The sequence below is a fragment of the Gelidibacter pelagius genome (genome assembly GCF_017581925.1).
Lineage (GTDB): Bacteria > Bacteroidota > Bacteroidia > Flavobacteriales > Flavobacteriaceae > Gelidibacter > Gelidibacter pelagius.
In genome coordinates this window covers 240,353-260,188 of the sequence record NZ_JAGEVG010000003.1, presented here as the reverse complement: position 1 = coordinate 260,188, position 19,836 = coordinate 240,353, and the positions used below count along the sequence as shown (strand labels likewise).

The 19,836-nt window shown below is 38.4% G+C and carries 15 protein-coding genes; 8 read left to right on the top strand and 7 right to left on the bottom strand.

Annotated features, from left to right (window positions below):
* The first annotated feature begins 2 nt into the window (after positions 1-2).
* The 3 genes from nrfH to ccsA all read left to right on the top strand — a co-directional run bounded on the left by nrfH (position 3) and on the right by ccsA (position 5,331).
* The gene (nrfH, locus tag J4051_RS04220) at positions 3-602 is read left to right on the top strand and encodes a cytochrome c nitrite reductase small subunit (RefSeq protein ID WP_208232607.1); all 600 of its coding nucleotides are present in this window, start codon (positions 3-5) and stop codon (positions 600-602) included.
* 12 nt (positions 603-614) lie between these two features.
* Positions 615-2,114 carry an ammonia-forming cytochrome c nitrite reductase gene (gene nrfA, locus J4051_RS04215; protein ID WP_208232606.1) on the top strand — a complete coding sequence of 500 codons (1,500 nt, stop codon included), beginning with the start codon at positions 615-617 and terminating at the stop codon, positions 2,112-2,114.
* Positions 2,115-2,178: 64 nt separating this feature from the next.
* Positions 2,179-5,331, top strand: a complete 3,153-nt coding sequence (gene ccsA / locus J4051_RS04210; RefSeq protein ID WP_236027209.1) for a cytochrome c biogenesis protein — start codon at positions 2,179-2,181, stop codon at positions 5,329-5,331.
* Between the two features lie 95 nt (positions 5,332-5,426).
* Here the strand turns inward: ccsA and pncA are convergent, their stop codons facing one another.
* The 4 genes from pncA to J4051_RS04190 form a co-directional block, all read right to left on the bottom strand.
* Positions 5,427-6,032 carry a bifunctional nicotinamidase/pyrazinamidase gene (gene pncA / locus J4051_RS04205; protein ID WP_208232605.1) on the bottom strand — a complete coding sequence of 202 codons (606 nt, stop codon included), beginning with the start codon at positions 6,030-6,032 and terminating at the stop codon, positions 5,427-5,429.
* 416 nt (positions 6,033-6,448) lie between these two features.
* Positions 6,449-7,846, bottom strand: coding sequence for a nicotinate phosphoribosyltransferase (locus J4051_RS04200; protein ID WP_208232604.1), 1,398 nt, complete (start codon positions 7,844-7,846; stop codon positions 6,449-6,451).
* 349 nt (positions 7,847-8,195) lie between these two features.
* On the bottom strand, positions 8,196-9,734 hold the full coding sequence (locus J4051_RS04195; protein ID WP_208232603.1) for a bifunctional metallophosphatase/5'-nucleotidase: 1,539 nt from the start codon (positions 9,732-9,734) through the stop codon (positions 8,196-8,198).
* A gap of 527 nt (positions 9,735-10,261) precedes the next feature.
* Positions 10,262-10,714: a KTSC domain-containing protein gene (locus tag J4051_RS04190; protein WP_208232602.1), complete on the bottom strand. Its 453-nt coding sequence runs from the start codon at positions 10,712-10,714 to the stop codon at positions 10,262-10,264.
* 268 nt (positions 10,715-10,982) lie between these two features.
* Between J4051_RS04190 and J4051_RS04185 the strand changes: the two genes are divergently transcribed.
* From J4051_RS04185 to J4051_RS04165, 5 genes are all read left to right on the top strand, one after another.
* Complete coding sequence (locus tag J4051_RS04185) at positions 10,983-11,681, top strand: DUF4382 domain-containing protein (RefSeq protein WP_236027201.1); 699 nt, start codon at positions 10,983-10,985, stop codon at positions 11,679-11,681.
* A 396-nt stretch (positions 11,682-12,077) separates the two neighbouring features.
* A complete protein-coding gene (locus J4051_RS04180; RefSeq protein ID WP_208232601.1) occupies positions 12,078-12,653 on the top strand; it encodes a DUF2911 domain-containing protein in 576 nt (191 codons plus the stop codon).
* Between the two features lie 14 nt (positions 12,654-12,667).
* A complete protein-coding gene (gene meaB, locus J4051_RS04175) occupies positions 12,668-13,747 on the top strand; it encodes a methylmalonyl Co-A mutase-associated GTPase MeaB (protein ID WP_208232629.1) in 1,080 nt (359 codons plus the stop codon).
* Between the two features lie 608 nt (positions 13,748-14,355).
* Positions 14,356-15,717, top strand: a complete 1,362-nt coding sequence (locus J4051_RS04170; protein ID WP_208232600.1) for an acyl-CoA dehydrogenase family protein — start codon at positions 14,356-14,358, stop codon at positions 15,715-15,717.
* Positions 15,718-16,036: 319 nt separating this feature from the next.
* Entirely contained in the window at positions 16,037-16,918 is an 882-nt protein-coding gene (locus tag J4051_RS04165; protein WP_208232599.1) for a diacylglycerol/lipid kinase family protein, read from the top strand.
* On the opposite strand, the gene J4051_RS04160 is transcribed toward J4051_RS04165, so the two are convergent.
* The 3 genes from J4051_RS04160 to J4051_RS04150 all read right to left on the bottom strand — a co-directional run bounded on the left by J4051_RS04160 (position 16,903) and on the right by J4051_RS04150 (position 19,535).
* Positions 16,903-17,496, bottom strand: a complete 594-nt coding sequence (locus J4051_RS04160; protein WP_208232598.1) for a phosphatase PAP2 family protein — start codon at positions 17,494-17,496, stop codon at positions 16,903-16,905. The genes J4051_RS04165 and J4051_RS04160 overlap by 16 nt on opposite strands.
* Positions 17,496-17,723 (bottom strand): hypothetical protein, encoded by a 228-nt coding sequence (locus J4051_RS04155; protein WP_208232597.1) that lies wholly within the window; start codon positions 17,721-17,723, stop codon positions 17,496-17,498. Before J4051_RS04155 ends, J4051_RS04160 begins: the two co-directional genes overlap by 1 nt.
* Before the next feature lie 417 nt (positions 17,724-18,140).
* Entirely contained in the window at positions 18,141-19,535 is a 1,395-nt protein-coding gene (locus J4051_RS04150; RefSeq protein WP_208232596.1) for an MATE family efflux transporter, read from the bottom strand.
* Positions 19,536-19,836: the final 301 nt, after the last annotated feature.

Genomic DNA, 19,836 nt, shown 5'->3' with positions numbered 1-19,836 from the left:
GTATGAAGTTTAATTTTAAAATACTTCCAGAAAAAGGCTCTTCGTGGCGCACTTTTGCGGTTTTTGCAATTGCCGTTGTTATGGGTATGGGTTTTTTCCTAATGCGTGAAGCCGAAGTGGTATCTTACCTGTCAGATAATCCGCAAGCCTGCGTAAACTGTCATGTCATGACGCCAGTTTATAATAGTTGGATGCACAGTTCTCATAGAGAATGGGTGTCCTGTAACGGCTGCCACGTGCCGCAGGATAATATTTTTAACTCCTATTACTTTAAGGCAAAAGATGGATTGTATCACTCCGCAGTCTTCACCGCCAGAGCAGAGCCAGATGTCATCACGATGCGTGAAGCCTCAGAAGAAGTTGTCCAAAACAACTGTATCAGATGCCATATCCAGCAAGTTACAGAAGTTAAATATGATGGCTGGCTTGATAATCATAGAGAAAACCGCACTGAAAGAGCCTGCTGGTCTTGTCATCAAGAAGTGCCACACGGTCGTATCCACGGACTATCGACAGTAAAATATAATATCGCTCCATTACCAACCGATCTTGATGAAATGGTCATCCCGGAGTGGTTAGCAAAAGAAATTGAAGCACAATAAACCGTAATTATTATGAAAAATAAAGTTCTCTTCATCGTCACAATTGTAGTCGTCTTTTTATTAGGACTGCTTGCATCCAGTATCATTAACAGGAAAAGTGAGGCGAAGTACAAATATGTACCTAGCGTTGTCATTGGGAAAAATGAACCTAGAAATGAGGAATGGGGTAAAAATTATCCAAGAGAGTACCAATCATACATGCAAACAGCCGATACGAGCTTCCGTTCGTACCAAGGTGGTTCTGCCATGGTTGATATGTTGGAGGAAGATCCGAGAATGGTTTTACTTTGGGCTGGATATGCATTTTCAAAAGATTACAATCAAGGCCGTGGTCACTTTTATGCCATAGATGACCTTCATAATAGCTTGCGATCTGGAGCACCTGAGAATAAAGAAGATGGTCCAATGCCAGCTACTTGTTGGGCATGTAAAGGTCCAGACGTACCACGATTGATGGATGAGCATGGTGTTGGGGAGTTCTATGCCGGTACTTGGGCAGAAAACGTGTCGGAAGTCGTCAACCCAATCGGATGTGCGGACTGCCACGACCCGAACAATATGAAGCTGCGCATTACAAGACCGGCACTGGTTGAAGCTTTTCAGGCGATGGGCAAGGATATCAACAAGTCCACCCACCAAGAAATGCGCTCATTAGTTTGTGCACAATGCCACGTAGAGTATTATTTCAACAAAAACAAACCAGGACATGAAGGCACCAATTACCTGACTTTCCCTTGGGAAAACGGATTTGCGGTTGAGGATATGGAAAAGTATTATGATGATATTGGATTTTCTGATTGGACACACGCCATCAGTAAAGCACCAATGCTTAAAGCACAGCATCCAGATTATGAAATTTTCCTTACAGGAGTTCATGCCGACCGTGGCGTATCATGTGCCGATTGTCACATGCCGTATAAGAGTGAAGGTGGACAAAAGTTTACTGATCACCATTTACAATCGCCTTTAAACAATGTCGCCAACTCATGTCAAGTGTGTCATAGAGAAGAAACAGCAAAACTTATTGCCAACGTCTATGAGAGACAACAAAAATCCAATGAAAACAGAATCAAATTAGAAGACGTCTTGGTAAAAGCACATATTGAAGCTGGAAAAGCCTGGGAGCTTGGGGCTACAGAAGAGCAAATGAAAGATATTTTGATGAGCATTCGTCACGCACAATGGCGTTGGGATTATACTGCAGCGTCTCATGGTGGGTCTTTCCATTCGCCTGTGGAAATAGGACGTGTATTGGGTAGCGGTCTTGCTGAAGCACAAGAAGCACGAGTCATGTTAGTACGTCTCTTAGCCACTTTAGGACATAATGAGCCTGTGGCAATGCCAGATATTTCAACGAAAGCAAAAGCGCAGAAATACATCGGACTTGATATGGATCAACTTAGACAAGACAAGGAAAAATTCAAATCGAATACGCTACCAAAATGGCTGGAAGAGGCAAAAGCCCGCGAAGCTAAAATGGGTTCCGATAAAGTAGTAAGCACCAAAAAATAATTACATCCATAAACGGATCAACAACTCTCTATAACGGCTTCTTTGAAAAGCCACATCATTCCCTATGAAATTAATTTATCGTTTCTTTTCGTCTTCCATTTTAGCCTTACTTTTACTTTTAATCTTTGCGGTGGCCATGGCCACCGCAACATTTATGGAGAATGATTTCGGCACAGACACTGCTTGGATCAAAGTTTATGATGCCCTTTGGTTTGAATTGGTCATGGTAGGCTTAGCCTTATGCTTTCTTGCCAACACTTTCAAATATAACCTATGGCGAAAGGACAAATGGGCCATCCTCCTTTTTCATCTCTCCTTCATCATTATAATCATTGGAGCCGGAATTACGCGCTATGATTCGTATGGTGGCATCATGCGGATTAGAGAAGGTGAAAGTTCCAAAACCATTATTTCAGATAAAAACTATTTACAAGTCCATATCTCCAACGGAAATAAAACAAGACACCTTCAAAAGAAGAAAGAATTCTCCCCGCTCAATGATAATAGCTTCACTATCAATACAGATATAGAAGACACGCCTGTTACGATTTCCTTAAAAGAATTTGTTGCAGATGCACTACCGGAAATTGTAGATGATCCAGAAAAGGGAATTCCTTTATTACAGATGGTCACCACTTCTGGCAACGGTAGAGAAACGCTTTTTCTAAACAAAGGAGAGGTAGAAGTTATCGGTCCCCACAAGCACAAAGTAGGATTTGAAGCGCAAGAAGAAGGGATCATTAATATTACCGAAGAAAACGGTGAATTTAAGATTTGGGCGCCTCACCCACTCGATTTTTTCGTCATGGCCGATCAAAAAGCAGGGGTCATCAAAGGAGATTCCCTTCAGCCCATGTCGCTTAAAACCTTATACAGACAAGGGGATTTATCTTTTGTACCACTTTCCTATCATGCGAAAGGCAGTATGAAATTGACCAGCACTTCAGAAAAGCCACAGGACAACGACCCAACAAAGGACGATGCCGTTGTGCTAAATGTGAGCGTTGGGGATAAAACCGAAGAAGTCATGCTTCTTTACAGAAAAGGATTTTTACCTACCACTCATGAAATTAATGTAGATGGCATAAACCTCAGTTTTTCTTATGGCGCAATGCCCATAGAAATCCCCTTCGCTATCAAGTTAAATGATTTTCAATTGGAGCGCTATCCCGGTTCTGAAAGTCCATCATCCTACGCCAGTGAAGTCACTGTTTTGGATGGTGATACTGAAATGCCCTTTCGGATCTATATGAACAATGTTTTAGATTATGGCGGCTATAGATTTTATCAGGCCAGTTATGACACGGACGAAAAAGGTACGTTATTGGCCGTAAATCATGACGTCTTGGGCACAGCTACAACCTATATTGGTTATTTTTTACTGATGATTGGAATGTTTTTTACCCTCTTCGGAAAAAGTACGCGTTTTACCATCATTAGCAAAAAACTAAAGAAACTGAAACAAATCACCACTATTCTTCTGATTGCGCTATTTAGTTCCTTGACAACATCTGCGCAAGCGCCGATGCAAAAGGATTCGATACCTTCTGTAACTGAATTGGTAAAAGCTCAAGAAATTGACAAACAACATTCAGATTTATTCGGACGTATTTTGGTCCAGGACATCGATGGAAGAATCAAACCTATCAATACCTTAGCTTCAGAGTTTTTACGTAAAATCTATGGTAAAACTACGTTTACCTATAAAGCGAGTGACGAAAAAATTAAACTGGATGCCAATCAAGTCTTCTTGGCGATGCATGTTTCCCCTGGAGCATGGCAGAAAATTCCTGTCATCAAAATAGAAGCCATTAAAGGAGGCGATTTTTTCAAACCCCTTAAAATCACAGAAGACGGCTATATCTCCTTTGATCATTTGATCAATCCAGAGGGCGATTATGTCCTGTCGAAAATGGCTGAAGAGGCACATGCCAAAAAACCTGCCGAACAAAACGAGTTTGATAAAGAAGTCATCAGAGTTGATGAGCGCTTCAATATTCTATTCAATATTTTTTCTGGCAATTATTTAAATATTTTTCCGAATAGTTTAGATGAATCCGATAAATGGTTCAGTTACACCCATCATTTTAACGACTTCCCACCAGAAGACGGTGTGTTTGTTCAAAATATTACACGAACCTACTTTAACGATATCGCCGCCCATAATTTGGCAGGCGCTACTGATAAACTTTCTTATATAGACACCTATCAATCTACATTGGGGAAACACATCATCCCTTCTGAAGAACGGATTGAAGCCGAATTGTGGTATAACCAAATGAATCTTAATTTTTGGTTGTTTCAGACCTTTTTTACTATTGGTTTGATCATGCTGGTCTTGGCGCTTTCAAAAATATTTGTTCAAAAACGATTTATAAATATTCTTTGGGATATTCTCGTGTTAATTTCATTGATCAGTTTCTTGATATTTACAGGAAACATTCTGCTACGTTGGTATATTGCACAACATCCACCATGGAGTAATGGCTATGAAATGATGGTTTTTGTAGCGTGGGTATTGATGCTCTGCGGATTGATGACCTTTAGAAAGTCTGATTTCTCATTGCCATTGGCAACCTTATTCACAGGGTCTCTCCTATTTGTAAGTTACCTCGATTGGTTAAACCCGGAGATCACCAATTTAATGCCGGTCTTAAAATCGTCGTTTTGGCTCAAGGTTCACGTTGCCACGATTGTCAGTAGTTATGCGCCGCTGGCATTATCCGCGGTATTAGGTTTTATGGCCTTGATTTTAATGATCATTAGAACGAAGAGCAACGCCTACAAAATTGATATCCGCATAAAAGAACTTACGTATATCAACGAGATTTCAATGACCATAGGCTTGTTTGTATTGACTATCGGTACCTTTTTAGGTGGCGTTTGGGCAAACGAATCCTGGGGCCGATATTGGGCTTGGGACCCTAAAGAAACATGGGCATTGATTTCAATCATTATCTATGCGATCGTGTTACACTTAAGACTGGTTCCGGCACTTAAAAGTCGCTTTACCCTGAATGTCGCAAGTGTGTTTGCTTTCGGTTCCATTATTATGACCTCTTTTGGGGTGAACTACTATTTAACAGGCTTACATAGTTATGCTGCGGGTGACCCTATCCCTGTTCCGAAATTTATTTATATTCTAACGGCGGTTGTTATTGTAGTATCGGTCATAGCTTATATAAGAGTGCGAAAGCCTAAAAGGAAAGTTGGTTAATATTTATTTAAAACACCAACCCTTAAATATTTACATTAAAAAACCTCTCAGGTTTTGAAAACCTGAGAGGTTTAATATTGGTTATAAATTCTCAACTAAATATCTTCAGAAGAGATCATCTGTATGCCCAGATATTCCATCTCCTTTTTTAATTCTTCATATTTTTTTGGATCCAATGGCTGAGAAGCATCTTCAATAAAGAAACAAGCAAAACCTTCCTTAAAGGCATCGTAAGTAGAAAAGTAAACGCAGATATCTGCCGCAAGCCCACATAAAAAAAGTTGGGACACGCCTTTCTCTTTTAAATAACCGGTCAATCCCGTCGACTTCAAATGGCCATTGTCATAAAAGGCACTATAGCTGTCAATTTCCTTATCCGTTCCTTTTCTAAAAATCGCCTCCCATTTTTGAGTGTCAAGATCCTGATGGAACTTAGCGCCCTCGGTGCCCTGTACACAATGATCTGGCCATAGCGTTTGTGGTTTTCCGTGAATTTCTATCTCATCAAAATGGGATTTCCCCGCATGATTGGAGGCAAAACTCACATGATCCTGCGGATGCCAATCCTGGGCCGCGACCACTAAATCAAATTTATGCTGAATGTCATTGATCACCGAAACGATTTTATCACCATCCGGAACCGCAAGCGAACCTCCAGGCATAAAATCGTTCTGAACATCAATTATAAGAAGTGTTTTCATTTTAATTTATTATTATAAGCTTTTCCGTAAAGTTAATTAAACATCCTGTTTTCGACAACCCAAAGTCCCGGAATAATAGGTTAAACATTTTATAGCAAACATTTATTTTAGACACGAATACTCACTAATTTTTAAACAACAATTTCGACAATCTTAAATATACCAGACGTAATTATTAGTGGTTATCAGTGACATTACTGTATCAAGATGTCTGAAAAATTTATCCGAAATGAACTACCTCGACCAAAGGTTACGAAGTATCAAATTAGAAATACTTGTTTAACTCCAACACAGAGCGTCGGGGAATTAAACCCAAAAGATCCCGCTGAAAAGTAGGATTATCCCGATAGGTATCTGGACAACTATCAATTTTTGATGTATTGCTTTGTAGTTTTTAAAAATTAAGTTTCACTAATTTAAAACTTGTGTTTTAATACCAACCTATCACGTTCTTGCTTGAGATCTGTGCTCAGACCTATTTTGTAAATGTGCGGATTCTGAAAACGCTTGTATTCTTCAGGTAGTTTCTCCAATCGGGATTTTGAATACGCTGCAATTTCACTGACAGTTCGCGCCGGCATTACTTTTTTACCGTTTTCCATTACATTTTGAAGCAACGGTTCATGTTCAAAACGGGTAAGTTCTAAGCTTTTATTAGCATCGAAGGAATGCTCCATTCGTGTTACATTTTCCTCATTAAAAACAGCAACGGCATCTGCTCCGTAGAACATACCATTCCTGTCCAACATTCTGTAAACTTGTTTTTTAGATGGAAGCGAAACCTTAATGATATTTTCAGAAAGTTTGATTCGTGGTTCGCCATTGTATTCAGACAACTTATAGACCCCATCTATCGAAGCGTCAGGTTTTCCGGTGACCAAATTAGTTCCCACACCAAAGATGTCAATAGGCGCTCCTTGATCCTTTAAACTTTTTATGACGTATTCATCCAATTGGTTTGAGGCGACAATTTTCACATAATTCAAATCGGCGTCATCCAGCATTATACGCGTTCTTTTTGCGAGATAAGCCAAATCTCCACTATCCAATCTGACACCCAACAACTGCGCTCCACTGCGCTCCATCTCTTTGGCCACTGTAATCGCATTGGGCAATCCACTTCTAAGCGTGTTGTAGGTATCAATCAGAAGGACGCAATTCTTTGGTCGTATTTTTGCGAAATCTCGAAAGGCCTGTAATTCATCTTCATAACTCTGTATAAATGAATGGGCCATGGTTCCGGAAGAGGGAATGTCATAATCCTCAGCTGCCTTGACATTACTTGTGCTGTCAAAACCACCAATGATAGCAGCGCGAGATGCATAATATCCACCAGTAGCATGAGCACGGCGCAGTCCCATATCCAAAAGCATTTCTGTTTTTGCACTATGACGGATTCGGCTGGCCTTTGAAGCAATCAAGGTCTGAAAATTGAGAATATTCAGCAAAAGCGTTTCTATGATCTGTGCCTCTATAATATTCGCTTCAACCTGCAGAATCGGACGGTTTGGAAAAACAACATCACCTTCCAAACTTGAAGAGATATTCCCTCGGAATCGAAAATCTTTTAAATAATCCAAGAAGCTGCTTTCAAATCCATGTTGCTCCAAATAGGTCAAATCGGAAGAAGAGAATTTTAAAGTTTCAAGGATATTCAAAACGTCCTCCAATCCAGCAAAAATGGAATAACCACCGTTAAAAGGATTGTTTCGAAAATAATAGTCATAGACCGCTCGCCCATCGGGTTTGGTTTTGAAATAGACTTGAGCCATGGTCAGTTGATAGAGATCAGTATAAGAAGCTGTAATGTTCATGAAGTTTAATTTTAATTGAGAGGTTTTATAATGTTAAAATATCCAATTGGTATGATAATCAATTAATTCATTAATAAGATTTTAGTAAAAACAAAGGGAACAAGTTATAATAACATTGTTCCCTTTGCAAATCATATTCCTTCTTTTGGCATTATCCCCTTTGAAGTTATACGGGTTTTTTCTCAGCTATGTTTAAAGATTTAAGCACCCCGATATGATTGTCATATAAATATACAAAAATTTTAGACGTCTCTTGATGCTGGATAAAAATTTAACATAAGTTTTTTATGCGGCTCTACTGCAATGCAAATGATCATCGAAAATCAGTCTTCATTGTCTTTCTCAATCTCTAATTGTTTAAACTTTTTAAATAATGTACGAGTGCCAATCGGATATCAGATTGAGGATGATCAATAGAGGTTTCAATGGGATATATTTTGACGATTTCAGGATGATCTTCTTTTAGAAAATCTAAATTTGTCTCCATACCCGTAAGCAGAAAACCCAACATGGCTACCCTATATACCTTACTATCCTCAATTTCATCTTCCCCAATAGCCCATTTATCATCCGTTTTCTTTATGGTTGAATTACGCAAGAGATAACCTCCACTTCCTTTATTACTTTCTCCTATCTCCAAAATCTTGTTTAGTAAACTTCCCTTCATATCCACCTCTCTAATTTCTCCACCAAAAGGCATGGCTCGCAAGATGTCATATTGAGTCACTGGTGCATACAAAATATCGTCAACACGAATTGCTCCCGCATTGATAAGCACGATATCAGCTAAAGGCGCAGCGACCTGAACAGCGTTTGCCACAAGTTCGGTCAGATTACTTGGTTGCGACCTGATTACAATTTCTCTGCCTTCAAGTGGCTCACTTTTTTCTATAACAATATCCGCAGCGTCAAATCCTAAGGAACTGTAATTTGCATTCGCAATTCCCTCCCATTTTTTAACTATGATATTGGTTTGAGGATCAAGCGCTATGCTCTCATTAATATATCTTAGCTTTGGAGACACTTTTAATTCACCTGTATTCTTATTTAATCTCAAGGTATTTACATAAGCCGATTTCGCATTGGCGTGGGCCTTCGTAATGTACACATCGCCTACTTTTTCAAACTGCATATCATGCTCATGGCCGCCCATAATTAATCCTAAGGTCGGAATTTCCTGAGCGAGTTTGATATCGTCTTCAAGATCCAAATGCGTTAAAGCGATAACCACATCCACAGAATCTTTTAGTTGAGCATACAACCTCTTAGCGGTTGTTATAGGATCAGTATACTGTACATAAGACGCTTTATTAAAAGGGAGGGTAAGCCCGATAATACCAATTTTCGCTTGGGTACCATCGGCATCTGTGACATTTAAAATGTAAGTTTCCGGAAAAGGTGCGGTTGAATTCTTGGAAAAAGGCTGAACCGTAGAACCTGTTTTATGAAATGTGTTTGAAGACACCCAAGTAAACTCTGATTCGTCAATTCGTGACTGAAGTTCACTTTCCTTAATATCAAATTCGTGATTTCCAAAAACGACAAAATCCATCTCAGCAGCATTTAATGCTTCTACCATCTGCTTGCCGCGAATGCTCTTCCCTTCATGTTTCAAGCTATTGTATATAGACGGACTCATAAAGTCGCCACCCATGACCAGAAAGGTGTTTTTATTTTTCTCCTTTTCCTGTTTTTTTAAGCTAGCTACACGTGCGATTCCACCTTCTTTTCCACCTGCTAATGGCGCTATTTCATAAACATCATTGACTTGTACAAAAACAATATCTATTTTGCCATCATCCTTATTTGAGGTGTTTTTCTGAACTACAGAACAGGAAGTTCCAAACAGTAAAATTACGAGCGACAGAATGGTAAGTGTTTTTTTCATAATAGAGAGATTTAATGCAAAATAAGCATTTACAATCTGAATAAAAACTTTAATTTCTTCAAAAACACTCAGTCTCAAGGCTTAATAGGTATGTTTTGGGGTTTACCAAACTATAAACAATGGTTCAGCTCCAGCCTAACTGTTAAATTCAATTTCCATTATTTAGAGAGGTTTTATTTTTGGGAAATTTTAAAGAAAAGGTTTATTGCTTATTAAAATCAAGAACCTCGGGGCCCGTCCGACCGGCATGGGCGGGCAGCGCTTAACAGGTATTCAAATTAAAATAACAAGGCAGAGCCTCGGGAAACTAAACCCGAAGATCCCGCTGGAAAGAGGGATTATCCCGATGGCTATCAATTTTTATTGTATTGCTCGCAGTTTTTAAAAATTGAGTTTCACTAATTAAAACCCACAGGTGGGAGTCACATAAAAAGAAAAGGGAACACGTTTAAAATAACTGTGTTCCCTTTTGCAAATTCAATTTCATTTTTCGCAGGATTTAATCGCGAAACGATGTGTCGATCTTCCTATTGAGCAGGCTCAAGAGTTCTTTTCGACTTTCTATAAGTGTAATTAGCATAAATGTTACGTTTCGCAAATCGATTTAATTTATCGCTATTGATCATTTTGATGTAAACTTGTTTGGTCACGCCAAAATACTCATAAGTAGAACCATCCTGAAAGGTGATTTCCAGCAATAGGCCTTTGTGCGTATAATCTGCAATACCTGAATTGGTAATCGTTTCTGTGTAACTATCTTTATTAGATGCAATGGTTTCTGGAGCTATGCTCACAAGAAAATGATACCCATCGATTATCTTTCGGCTTTGTACTTCAGCCTCTTCCTGCAGAGCATCGCCATTTTGGAATTTATCAGGATGCCATTCTTTCACTAAATCACGGTAACTCTTTTTTAAAGTCTTTAATTCAACTTCGTTTTCCACTCCAAAGAGTTTCTTGTATTCATTTATGCGCTTCATTTCAAAATTTTATTTGAGGGCGCAAAAGTACGGGTAAATATGACATAAATTACTAGCCTATAACATTTTAATTGAATAATAATTCTATCATAAAACTCTGTCATACATTAAACTACGATTTACATTGCGATTTTTTCTCTACTCAAATCCCGTAATATTGAAAAGAGAGGCCACTGTGACCAACAATTTTCAGATATATTTAACATTTGTAAAGTAATATTTACATTTTAAGTCGTTAACCTTAGTATAACCTATAAAGTTTAAAACTATGAATGTATTTAAAAAAATGAAATTTGGCGTTGTTGCACTGTCCCTGGCAACTGTATTTACGGCCTGTTCATCGGATGATGATGCAACAAAAGCCCCTAATCAAGGCAATTTAAAAATTGCTGCCAAAGCAAGTTATATCCCAGTAGCCAATAGAGGTACTGATAACGTGAATCTTGGGAAGTTTTTAGTGAATTTCAAAGAAATTGAACTGGAACTCCAGGACGGTTTTTACGATAGTGATGATGATATCGAGCTAAAAGGCCCTTTTGAAATCGATCTTTTATCCGGTAACAGCATTCAGTTGGTAGACATCGAAATTCCAAACGGTATCTACGAAGAAATTGAATTTGAATTTGATAAAAGTGAAAATCCCAACTCTGACCTGTTTGGTAAAAGTATGCAGTTGACCGGAGAAATCAATGGCCAAGCTTTTGTTTTCTGGCATGATTTTGAAGACGAAATCGAAATTGATTACGAAGACAGCGAACAAAAGCTGATCATCAACAATGACACAAAAGAAGTTGTCATCAACTTTGATCTCAACGCCGTATTAGGCATGGTAGATCTTTCTACCGCCACTGATGGTGATGGTGATGGGGTGATTACAATTAGTCCAGAAGATCTGGACGGTAACAATGATTTGGCAGATGCAATTAAAGAAGCTTTCAAGGCACACATTGATTTGTTGGATGATTAAGAATCAATAATCACCTATTTATTATAATAACTGCTCGGAAAAGCTAATCAAAGCTGCTTTCGAGCAGTTTTTTTTAATACTGAATTTAAGCTGGTCCCATAAGCATACTATGTTGAAGACTATAATTAAAACCTAATCAACACCATCAAATGACAGAATTAAGCATTTCAAATCGGTCATTTTAGACATTTTTGTTTCTTTAACTGCGACATTTAAAACTCCCTTTGGGTTTTGATGATTCTCTCCAAAACACCTTTAAGAGTACGAGCTGGGGCTGATTTAAGCATTCTTTTCAAAAAAGAATACCAACTTTCCATAAAACAACGTTAAGTGCTTTAAGGAGCAATCTTTTATAATTATATTTAACCCAAGTTTCAAATTTATGATCCATTATTTATGAATACGTTTTTAAAACGCCTTTTAATTATCCTTGCCTTCGTGGCAGCTGGCTTATTTTTATATTCCTATTTTGTTGAAGATATTTTCTCGAAACGAGTAAGTCCAAAAGATGTCGTAAAGTTTGAATTAAATGACACCAAATTGGAAGTACTCTATAACAGACCTTATAAAAAAGGGCGAGAGGTATTTGGTGCTTTGGTACCTTATAACAAAGTGTGGCGTACAGGAGCTAACGAGGCAACCACATTTACGACCAATAAAACTCTAATTATTGATGGGATTTCTGTACCTAAGGGTATTTATACGCTTTGGACTGTACCTAACGACAGCCTTTGGAAAGTTTATTTTAATACTAAGCAATATCCGTGGGGTGTTGACGACCAAATGCGACCAATGCGCGAACCAAAATACGATCTTTTGGAAATTGATGTACCTGTCATAGATATTGACAGTACCGTAGAACAGTTCACCATCGCTTTTGACAATACCGTAGATGTTTTAAAAATGACCATGGCATGGGACCAAACCAAAATAGAAGTCCCTTTGGAAATCAGCAACGACCAACCACAATAGGCTAAATCTTAAATATTTTGAGCGAAAAAGGTAAAACTTCAGCACTACAAGAAAATGAAGGTGTTTCTGAACCTGAAACGACCAACATAAGTGCTATCGCTGCCATTAAGAACAAACGTCAAAAACAACCTTCTGTAGCTGAACTGGTCAAAGGTATATTAGCCCAAAATCGTACTGCGCTCAGTAGGGCTATAACTTTGGTGGAAAGCACCAATCCCCAGCATTTAAAAAAAGCCAACGAAATCATACAGCAATGTCTGCCTTATGCCAATTCATCAATCCGGATTGGCATTACAGGTGTTCCGGGGGTTGGAAAAAGCACTTTCATTGAAACTTTTGGTACATATTTGACTTCTAAAGGAAAGCACATTGCCGTATTGGCCGTAGATCCGAGTAGCACTTTGAGCCGAGGCTCTATTCTGGGCGATAAAACCCGAATGGAAGATTTGGTCAAGGACGATAACGCATTTATCCGACCCTCACCTTCTGGTACTTCGCTTGGCGGTGTGGCTCGAAAAAGTAGGGAAACTATTATTCTCTGTGAAGCCGCTGGCTTCGATACCATCTTGATCGAAACCGTAGGCGTTGGGCAAAGTGAAACGGCAGTCCACAGTATGGTCGATTTCTTTTTATTGTTGAAATTGGCCGGTGCGGGAGACGAATTGCAGGGCATTAAACGCGGCATCATGGAAATGGCAGATGCTATTGTCATCAACAAGGCAGATGGCGACAATCTCAAAAACGCCAAAACCGCTAAAGTTGAATTCAATCGGGCACTCCACCTCTACCCGCCTAAAGATTCTGGATGGCAACCCAAAGTTTTGTTGGCCAGTGCGCTTAAAAATGAAGGCATTCCAGAAGTATGGCAGCTTATTGAGGACTATTTGAGCTTAGTAAAAGAAAACCATTTTTTTGATTATACGCGGAACGAACAAAACAAATTCTGGCTGCTCCAAACCATTGAAGACCGACTAAAAACTGACTTTTACAATAATCCTTCCATTAAAAAAGAATTGAAACATCAATTGGAACGCATTGAAAATGGTGAAACGACACCATTTGCTGCCGCGGAACTCTTGCTGGGTTTAAAGTAAATCTCCAAGAACATTTGACGGATTTCTCTGTGCAACTTATTTTTATCTGTGTAACTCTCCGAAATAACTTACTAGTGTGTAGTGGGTAGAGGTTCGTGGGTAGTAGTGGATTGAAGATGTTTAGTCTTCTCGACCTGAAATCTGTGTAAAAAGAAATATCCCGAAATGGTTTTCAAAAACACTCCATGAAATACTTTGTGCGCATCCGTGAAACCTGAGAACCAATTCAGGTCAACTTCCTCATGAAGTAAACATTTGAAAATTTCGACTAAGACCTAGCAATATAGCCAGAAGTTGGCAGTAATAGCTTTTCAGGATTGGGGAAGAGATTAGAACAAACCTAAGCAATGAAATCAGCTCATTCTTCTTCACTAGCTTCTGCGGAAATCTGCGAAATCCGCGGGAAACTTTAACAATAAATGACGGAAAACATCTCCCAACAATCCTCGGGATTCAATTTCAACTTCAATTTCATGTTCGACTTCTCCCGATACCCATCGGGATTCAACCTTCAACGTTAAATTCTATATAAATCTCCATAGACTCGTATTTTTTTCTAATGGAAATCACTAACTTTTCAACAACTAATTTTAAATCCGAAGCGCTCTATGACATTATTCACTAAAATTAAGTCCATCATCAATCTGATGAAAGAAGTTGACTTTGAAGATCTTGGTAGAATTTCAGAGAAGATAGATTTACCTAAAATCATGAAAACTGTTGGAGAACTCGATGATAATCAGCTCGACGGGCTCATGAAAATGCTCACTGAAAAAAGCAAAAAGGGACAGCATCAGCTTCCTCCTATTGATGGTGACTTTTACGATCTCGATTTAAAATTGACACAAGAACAACGTGCCATTCAAATGAAAGTCCGCAATTTTATGCAGGATGAAGTAGAGCCTATTGCCAATGACTATTGGAAAAAAGCCAAATTCCCTATGGAAATCATCCCAAAATTAGCTGCCCTAAACATTTGTGGTGTCGCCTATAAGGGTTATGGCTGCCCTGATCTTCCTTTTATTATGGAAGGCATCATCGCCGAAGAATTGGCACGGGTGGATGTCTCTATCTCCACTTTTTTTGGTGTTCACAGCGGACTTGCCATGGGTTCGATTTATCTCTGCGGAAGTGAAGAACAAAAAGAAGAATGGCTACCAAGAATGCAAAAAATGGAATTGATAGGCGCCTTTGGTCTGACCGAACCCAATGTTGGAAGTGCCGTAGCGGGCGGGATGGAGACCACCTGTAAACTTGAAGGCGACGAATGGATTTTGAATGGTCAAAAAAAATGGATTGGGAACGCCACTTTTGCTGATGTGACGATTATATGGGCAAGAGACGAAACCAGCAACAAGGTCAAAGGATTTTTGGTTAGAAAGGGTACCCCCGGATTCACCACCGAAAAAATAGAAGATAAAATGGCATTAAGAACCGTACAGAATGCTATCATCACACTAAAGGAGTGTAGAATTGCTGAAAAAGACCGACTCCAAAACGCCAATTCGTTCAGAGATACGGCCAAAGTATTGCGGATGACCAGAGCGGGTGTCGCGTGGCAAGCCGTAGGTTGCGCAAGGGGAGCTTATGAAAATGCACTCAAATACACCAAAAAACGCGAACAGTTTGGAAAACCAATTGCTTCATTCCAATTGATACAAAATCACTTGGTGGAAATGTTATCCAATCTAACGGCGATGAAAACCATGGTCTATAGACTTTCTGAATTGCAGGATCAAGGTCTTCTAACCGATGAACACGCCTCCTTAGCAAAGGTGTTTTGCTCTTTAAGGATACGAGATGTGGTCAGCCAGGCGCGCGAGGTCATGGGCGGCAACGGTATCTTATTGGAGTACAATGTGGCACGGTTTGTTGCCGATGCTGAAGCCATTTATTCTTATGAAGGTACCAAGGAGATCAACACGTTAATTGTGGGAAGAGCCATAACTGGATATAGTGCGTTTGTATAACTATGGATAGGACAATACATATTAATAATGTAAACTCAGATATATTCTCACTCTATCTCATAAGGATCTGATTACAAAACCTATAAACTTATAGTCTCACATCTATTTGTTATTATTTATATGAAATGATTTAAAATTTCAATTCGCTAAATATTTGATAAATTATATCGATAAACTGAGATCTTTCAACCACTTTTCCGACTTTTGCGCGCAATCTCATAGTTCTACATTTCCGGTTGCAAAATAGGTTTATCAGTAACTAAATAATTATGAGGCTTGGGCTAGTAAAACCCATAGGTGGGAATAAAAGGAATCTTATTTGAAACATATACATTTTATAGTGAATCCCGTATCTGGTTCCGGAAACCAGCCAATCCATCAGAAATTTTTAAAGAAATTTTTTGATGAGGAAAATTATGTGGTCATTATAAAAAAATCTGATTATAAAAAGCACGCCAAAATTTTAACCAAATCGTCCATTGCCGAAGGTGCACATATTATTGTAGCCTGTGGTGGTGACGGTACGATTAACGAAGTAGCCTCATGTTTGGTCAATACCAAAATCGCTTTGGGCATTATTCCGTTGGGCTCAGGAAACGGCTTGGCTTCCAATTTAAAGATCCCAAAAAATATTGAACGTGCCATCGCTCTTATCAAAACAGCATCTGTAAAGAAAATTGATGTTGGTTGTGTCAATGAACATTATTTTTTCAGCAATACGGGCATCGGCATTGATGCACAAGTCATTAGGCACTATGAAAATTCGAACGAGCGAAAATTAATTAGCTATTTAAAATCTTCTCTCAAAGCACTATGGAGTATAAAATATAAGAATAAAATCAGAGTTGAAGTTAACGGACAAACAATCCAAACCTATCCGTTTTTAGTATTTATTTCCAACTCCAATGAAATGGGCTATAAGATCAGTTTGACCCCCATGGCATCTTTGCAGGATGGCTTATTGGATGTTCTTATTGTTTCAAAAATATCTAAGCTAAAATCCTTATACTTCGGATTTTTGATCCTGCTTAAAAAACCTCATTTAATAAAGGAAGCCAAGAGTTATCAATCTAAGACAATCAAAATATATCAAGCCAATCATAGCGTTTATGAAAGTCAAATTGATGGTGAATTTTTCACTATCGATAGCGAAGCGATCAACATCTCTCTACTGGAAAAATCACTTCACGTTATTTTCTGATTCTTTTTGTCGGCCTTAAATTTAGTTATTGCATAGACATTAAGCTTATAAAACAAGGCTCCAGTCAAAACGCCAAACAACATTCCCAATAACACGTCTAAAGGATAATGAACTCCAATGTAGATACGACTGTATCCCATTAAAATCGCCCACACAATCAGAAGATAAATAAGATATTTGAATCGTTTTTTTAAGGTTAGGCCAATAAATATTGCTGCTGCCATGGTATTGGAAGCATGCCCAGAAAAGAACCCGTATTGACCTCCACAACTCGATTTCACGAGTCGCATCCCGTCAATCAACTCGGCCAAATGGCAAGGTCTCAATCTGTGAAATCCGTTTTTGAAAAGATTGGTCACTTGATCCGTAACCAGGATCATTAAAGCGACAGCCAAAAGTGTAATTAATACTGCCTTTAATCGCATTTGTCTAAACATCAAATACAGCAACAAGGCATAAAGTGGAATCCAATTGAATTTAGAAGTATAAGCCATCCAAAACGGATCCCAGGTTTTGGTCCCAAGACTGTTTAAATAGATAAAAACATCGGTATCTAATTGTAGAATTTGATCAATCATTAGGCATTGTATCTTTCAATTTCACGATCGTAAAAGTCCGTAGCCATCTGAATCAAATTCTCAGTTTCTGAAGAAATTTCCTTTTCGTCATGCTCGTCAAACTCTTCCATCCACTCCACCTCATCATCTTCCAAATTTAAAATGAATCGCGGAAATTCAGTATGAATAATATATATGGCATCGGGATAATCTGTGTTGTCGCCGAGAATGAATTTTGGTAGTTCCATGTTTTTCAAGTTAATAGTTAGGAGTATTTGAAGTGTCTAAAGTTAAAAACATTTAAAATGCCTAAAATTATAAACAATTGACGTACTTAAAGTTAAACGCATTTGATATGCTTTATGGTGAAATTTAATTAGAATGTAAAAGTATCAAATTTTATTTAGTATCTGGCTTATAACTTACTTGCAATTGGAGTAAAAATAGTCATAAGCTCCCTGGCTTCCAATCGTAGTTTTTTGAAACTTTCCGTTGATGATGGTAAAGCGGTAGACAAGTTTATTATAGTAATTACAAATTGAACTGTCCGTTTTTCAAAATAACCTCAAATTCCATATTAGTCATATCCAGTTGAATTAACTTTAAAGTTTCACTAGTTCAACCTTAAGGAACCTTTACACGTTATTTTTCAGAAACTCTAAACCTTAAGCACTTACAACCGTAGGCACTTCCAACCTAATCAATTTTTTCGTTAAATAATTGAATCTGATAAACAATAAAATCGCAGCGCAAGTCAGTCCTGCTATAAGTCCAAGCCAGATTCCGACACTTCCAAAAGCTTCTTCCTTTCCCAAATAAAAGCTAATTGGAAACCCGATAATCCAATAAGATATAAACGTGATTATGGTTGGTATTTTAACATCTTGAAGGCCTCTTAGCGCACCAAGGGCAACCACTTGTAAACTATCGCTTATCTGAAATACAGCAGACACCAAAAGCAAAGTGGATGCAATGGCGACAACTTCACGGGTGTCAATGGCGTTTAGCGGATCATCCAAATCCACATAAATGGTTGGAAGTACCTTATGCAAGAGCACAAATGCCAAAGCGAAGATAAAGGCCAAAACAACACCTAACAAAAAAATGGATATCGCTATGCGACGCAATTCCGTGAAATTTCGAAGCCCTTTTTGGTTCCCCACCCTAATCATCGCGGCGACACTTAAACCAGTGGCCACCATAAATGTCATTGAGGAGAGGTTCAAGGCAATTTGATTGGCGGCTTGTGGATTCTGACCCAATGTACCACTAAGCCATATAGCCGAGGTGAATATACCAACCTCAAAAAACATTTGCATAGCACTTGGAAACCCAATATTGATGACCTTTTTAATCATGGTTGACTCCAGAACGAAAATTTTGATATTGGTGACATAGGCTTTCGATTTATCTCGAGCTTTTAAAACCCACCAGATAAAAAACACCATCACAACTCTTGAGATCAAGGTTCCGATAGCAGCGCCCACGATACCCATTTCAGGAAACCCAAATTTCCCGAAAATCAACAAGTAATTGAGCACCACATTGATGACATTGGCTATAAGTGTCGCGTACATTGGGTATTTTGTAAGTGAAAGTCCATCACTAAACTGCTTAAAGGCCTGAAAAACAATCAATGGAATCAATGAAAATGCTACCAGATCTAGATAAGGGATAGCCAATACCACGACTTCCTCAGGCTGATCCATGATATACATTAAGGGTTTAGCCAGTAAAAGGAGTAAAAACAGAACAATTCCCAAAGCAGTACATAAGAATAAACCATGCTTTAGTGCCGATTTTCCTTTTTTGAAATTATTTTCAGTATCAGCTTCAGCCACCAAAGGCGTAATAGCTGTTGAAAACCCAATTCCGATAGACATGGCAATAAAAACAAAACTATTTCCCAAAGAGACTGCGGCAAGTTCTGCAGCTCCCAATTGCCCCACCATAATGTTGTCCACAAGACTCACAAAAGTATGGCCTAACATGCCCAACATGACTGGTGCTGCCAAGTTTAGGTTGTACTTGAATTCTTTGGTATATTGAGATAAAATCACGCTTAAATTTTAAAGGTGCAAAGGTAGATGGATTGACCATCTTTACGGCTAATTTTTTAATTTTATTTCAATGGAAACGTATCAATCAATTGATAGTTATAAACTTACATTGCAACTTTGTTAATAAGTTGTTTCTATATAATTGCACAAAATCATGATATCGGTTATTTTTACAGATATCATGTGATTATTTAGATTTCATTCATGACAGGCACTATAGAACACGAAAAGTTTTAGCTATTATTTTAGAGGGATTTAAAGATAGTATTGTTAAAACATTTCAAATCACAAAGGGGAATTT

Excerpts from the sequence above, each read along its gene's own strand:
- nrfH (WP_208232607.1), top strand. The coding sequence starts at position 3 with ATGAAGTTTAATTTTAAAATACTTCCAGAAAAAGGCTCTTCGTGGCGC.
- nrfA (WP_208232606.1), top strand. The coding sequence starts at position 615 with ATGAAAAATAAAGTTCTCTTCATCGTCACAATTGTAGTCGTCTTTTTA.
- ccsA (WP_236027209.1), top strand. The coding sequence starts at position 2,179 with ATGAAATTAATTTATCGTTTCTTTTCGTCTTCCATTTTAGCCTTACTT.
- pncA (WP_208232605.1), bottom strand. The coding sequence starts at position 6,032 with ATGAAAACACTTCTTATAATTGATGTTCAGAACGATTTTATGCCTGGA.
- J4051_RS04200 (WP_208232604.1), bottom strand. The coding sequence starts at position 7,846 with ATGAACATTACAGCTTCTTATACTGATCTCTATCAACTGACCATGGCT.
- J4051_RS04195 (WP_208232603.1), bottom strand. The coding sequence starts at position 9,734 with ATGAAAAAAACACTTACCATTCTGTCGCTCGTAATTTTACTGTTTGGA.
- J4051_RS04190 (WP_208232602.1), bottom strand. The coding sequence starts at position 10,714 with ATGAAGCGCATAAATGAATACAAGAAACTCTTTGGAGTGGAAAACGAA.
- J4051_RS04185 (WP_236027201.1), top strand. The coding sequence starts at position 10,983 with ATGAATGTATTTAAAAAAATGAAATTTGGCGTTGTTGCACTGTCCCTG.
- J4051_RS04180 (WP_208232601.1), top strand. The coding sequence starts at position 12,078 with ATGAATACGTTTTTAAAACGCCTTTTAATTATCCTTGCCTTCGTGGCA.
- J4051_RS04170 (WP_208232600.1), top strand. The coding sequence starts at position 14,356 with ATGACATTATTCACTAAAATTAAGTCCATCATCAATCTGATGAAAGAA.
- J4051_RS04160 (WP_208232598.1), bottom strand. The coding sequence starts at position 17,496 with ATGATTGATCAAATTCTACAATTAGATACCGATGTTTTTATCTATTTA.
- J4051_RS04155 (WP_208232597.1), bottom strand. The coding sequence starts at position 17,723 with ATGGAACTACCAAAATTCATTCTCGGCGACAACACAGATTATCCCGAT.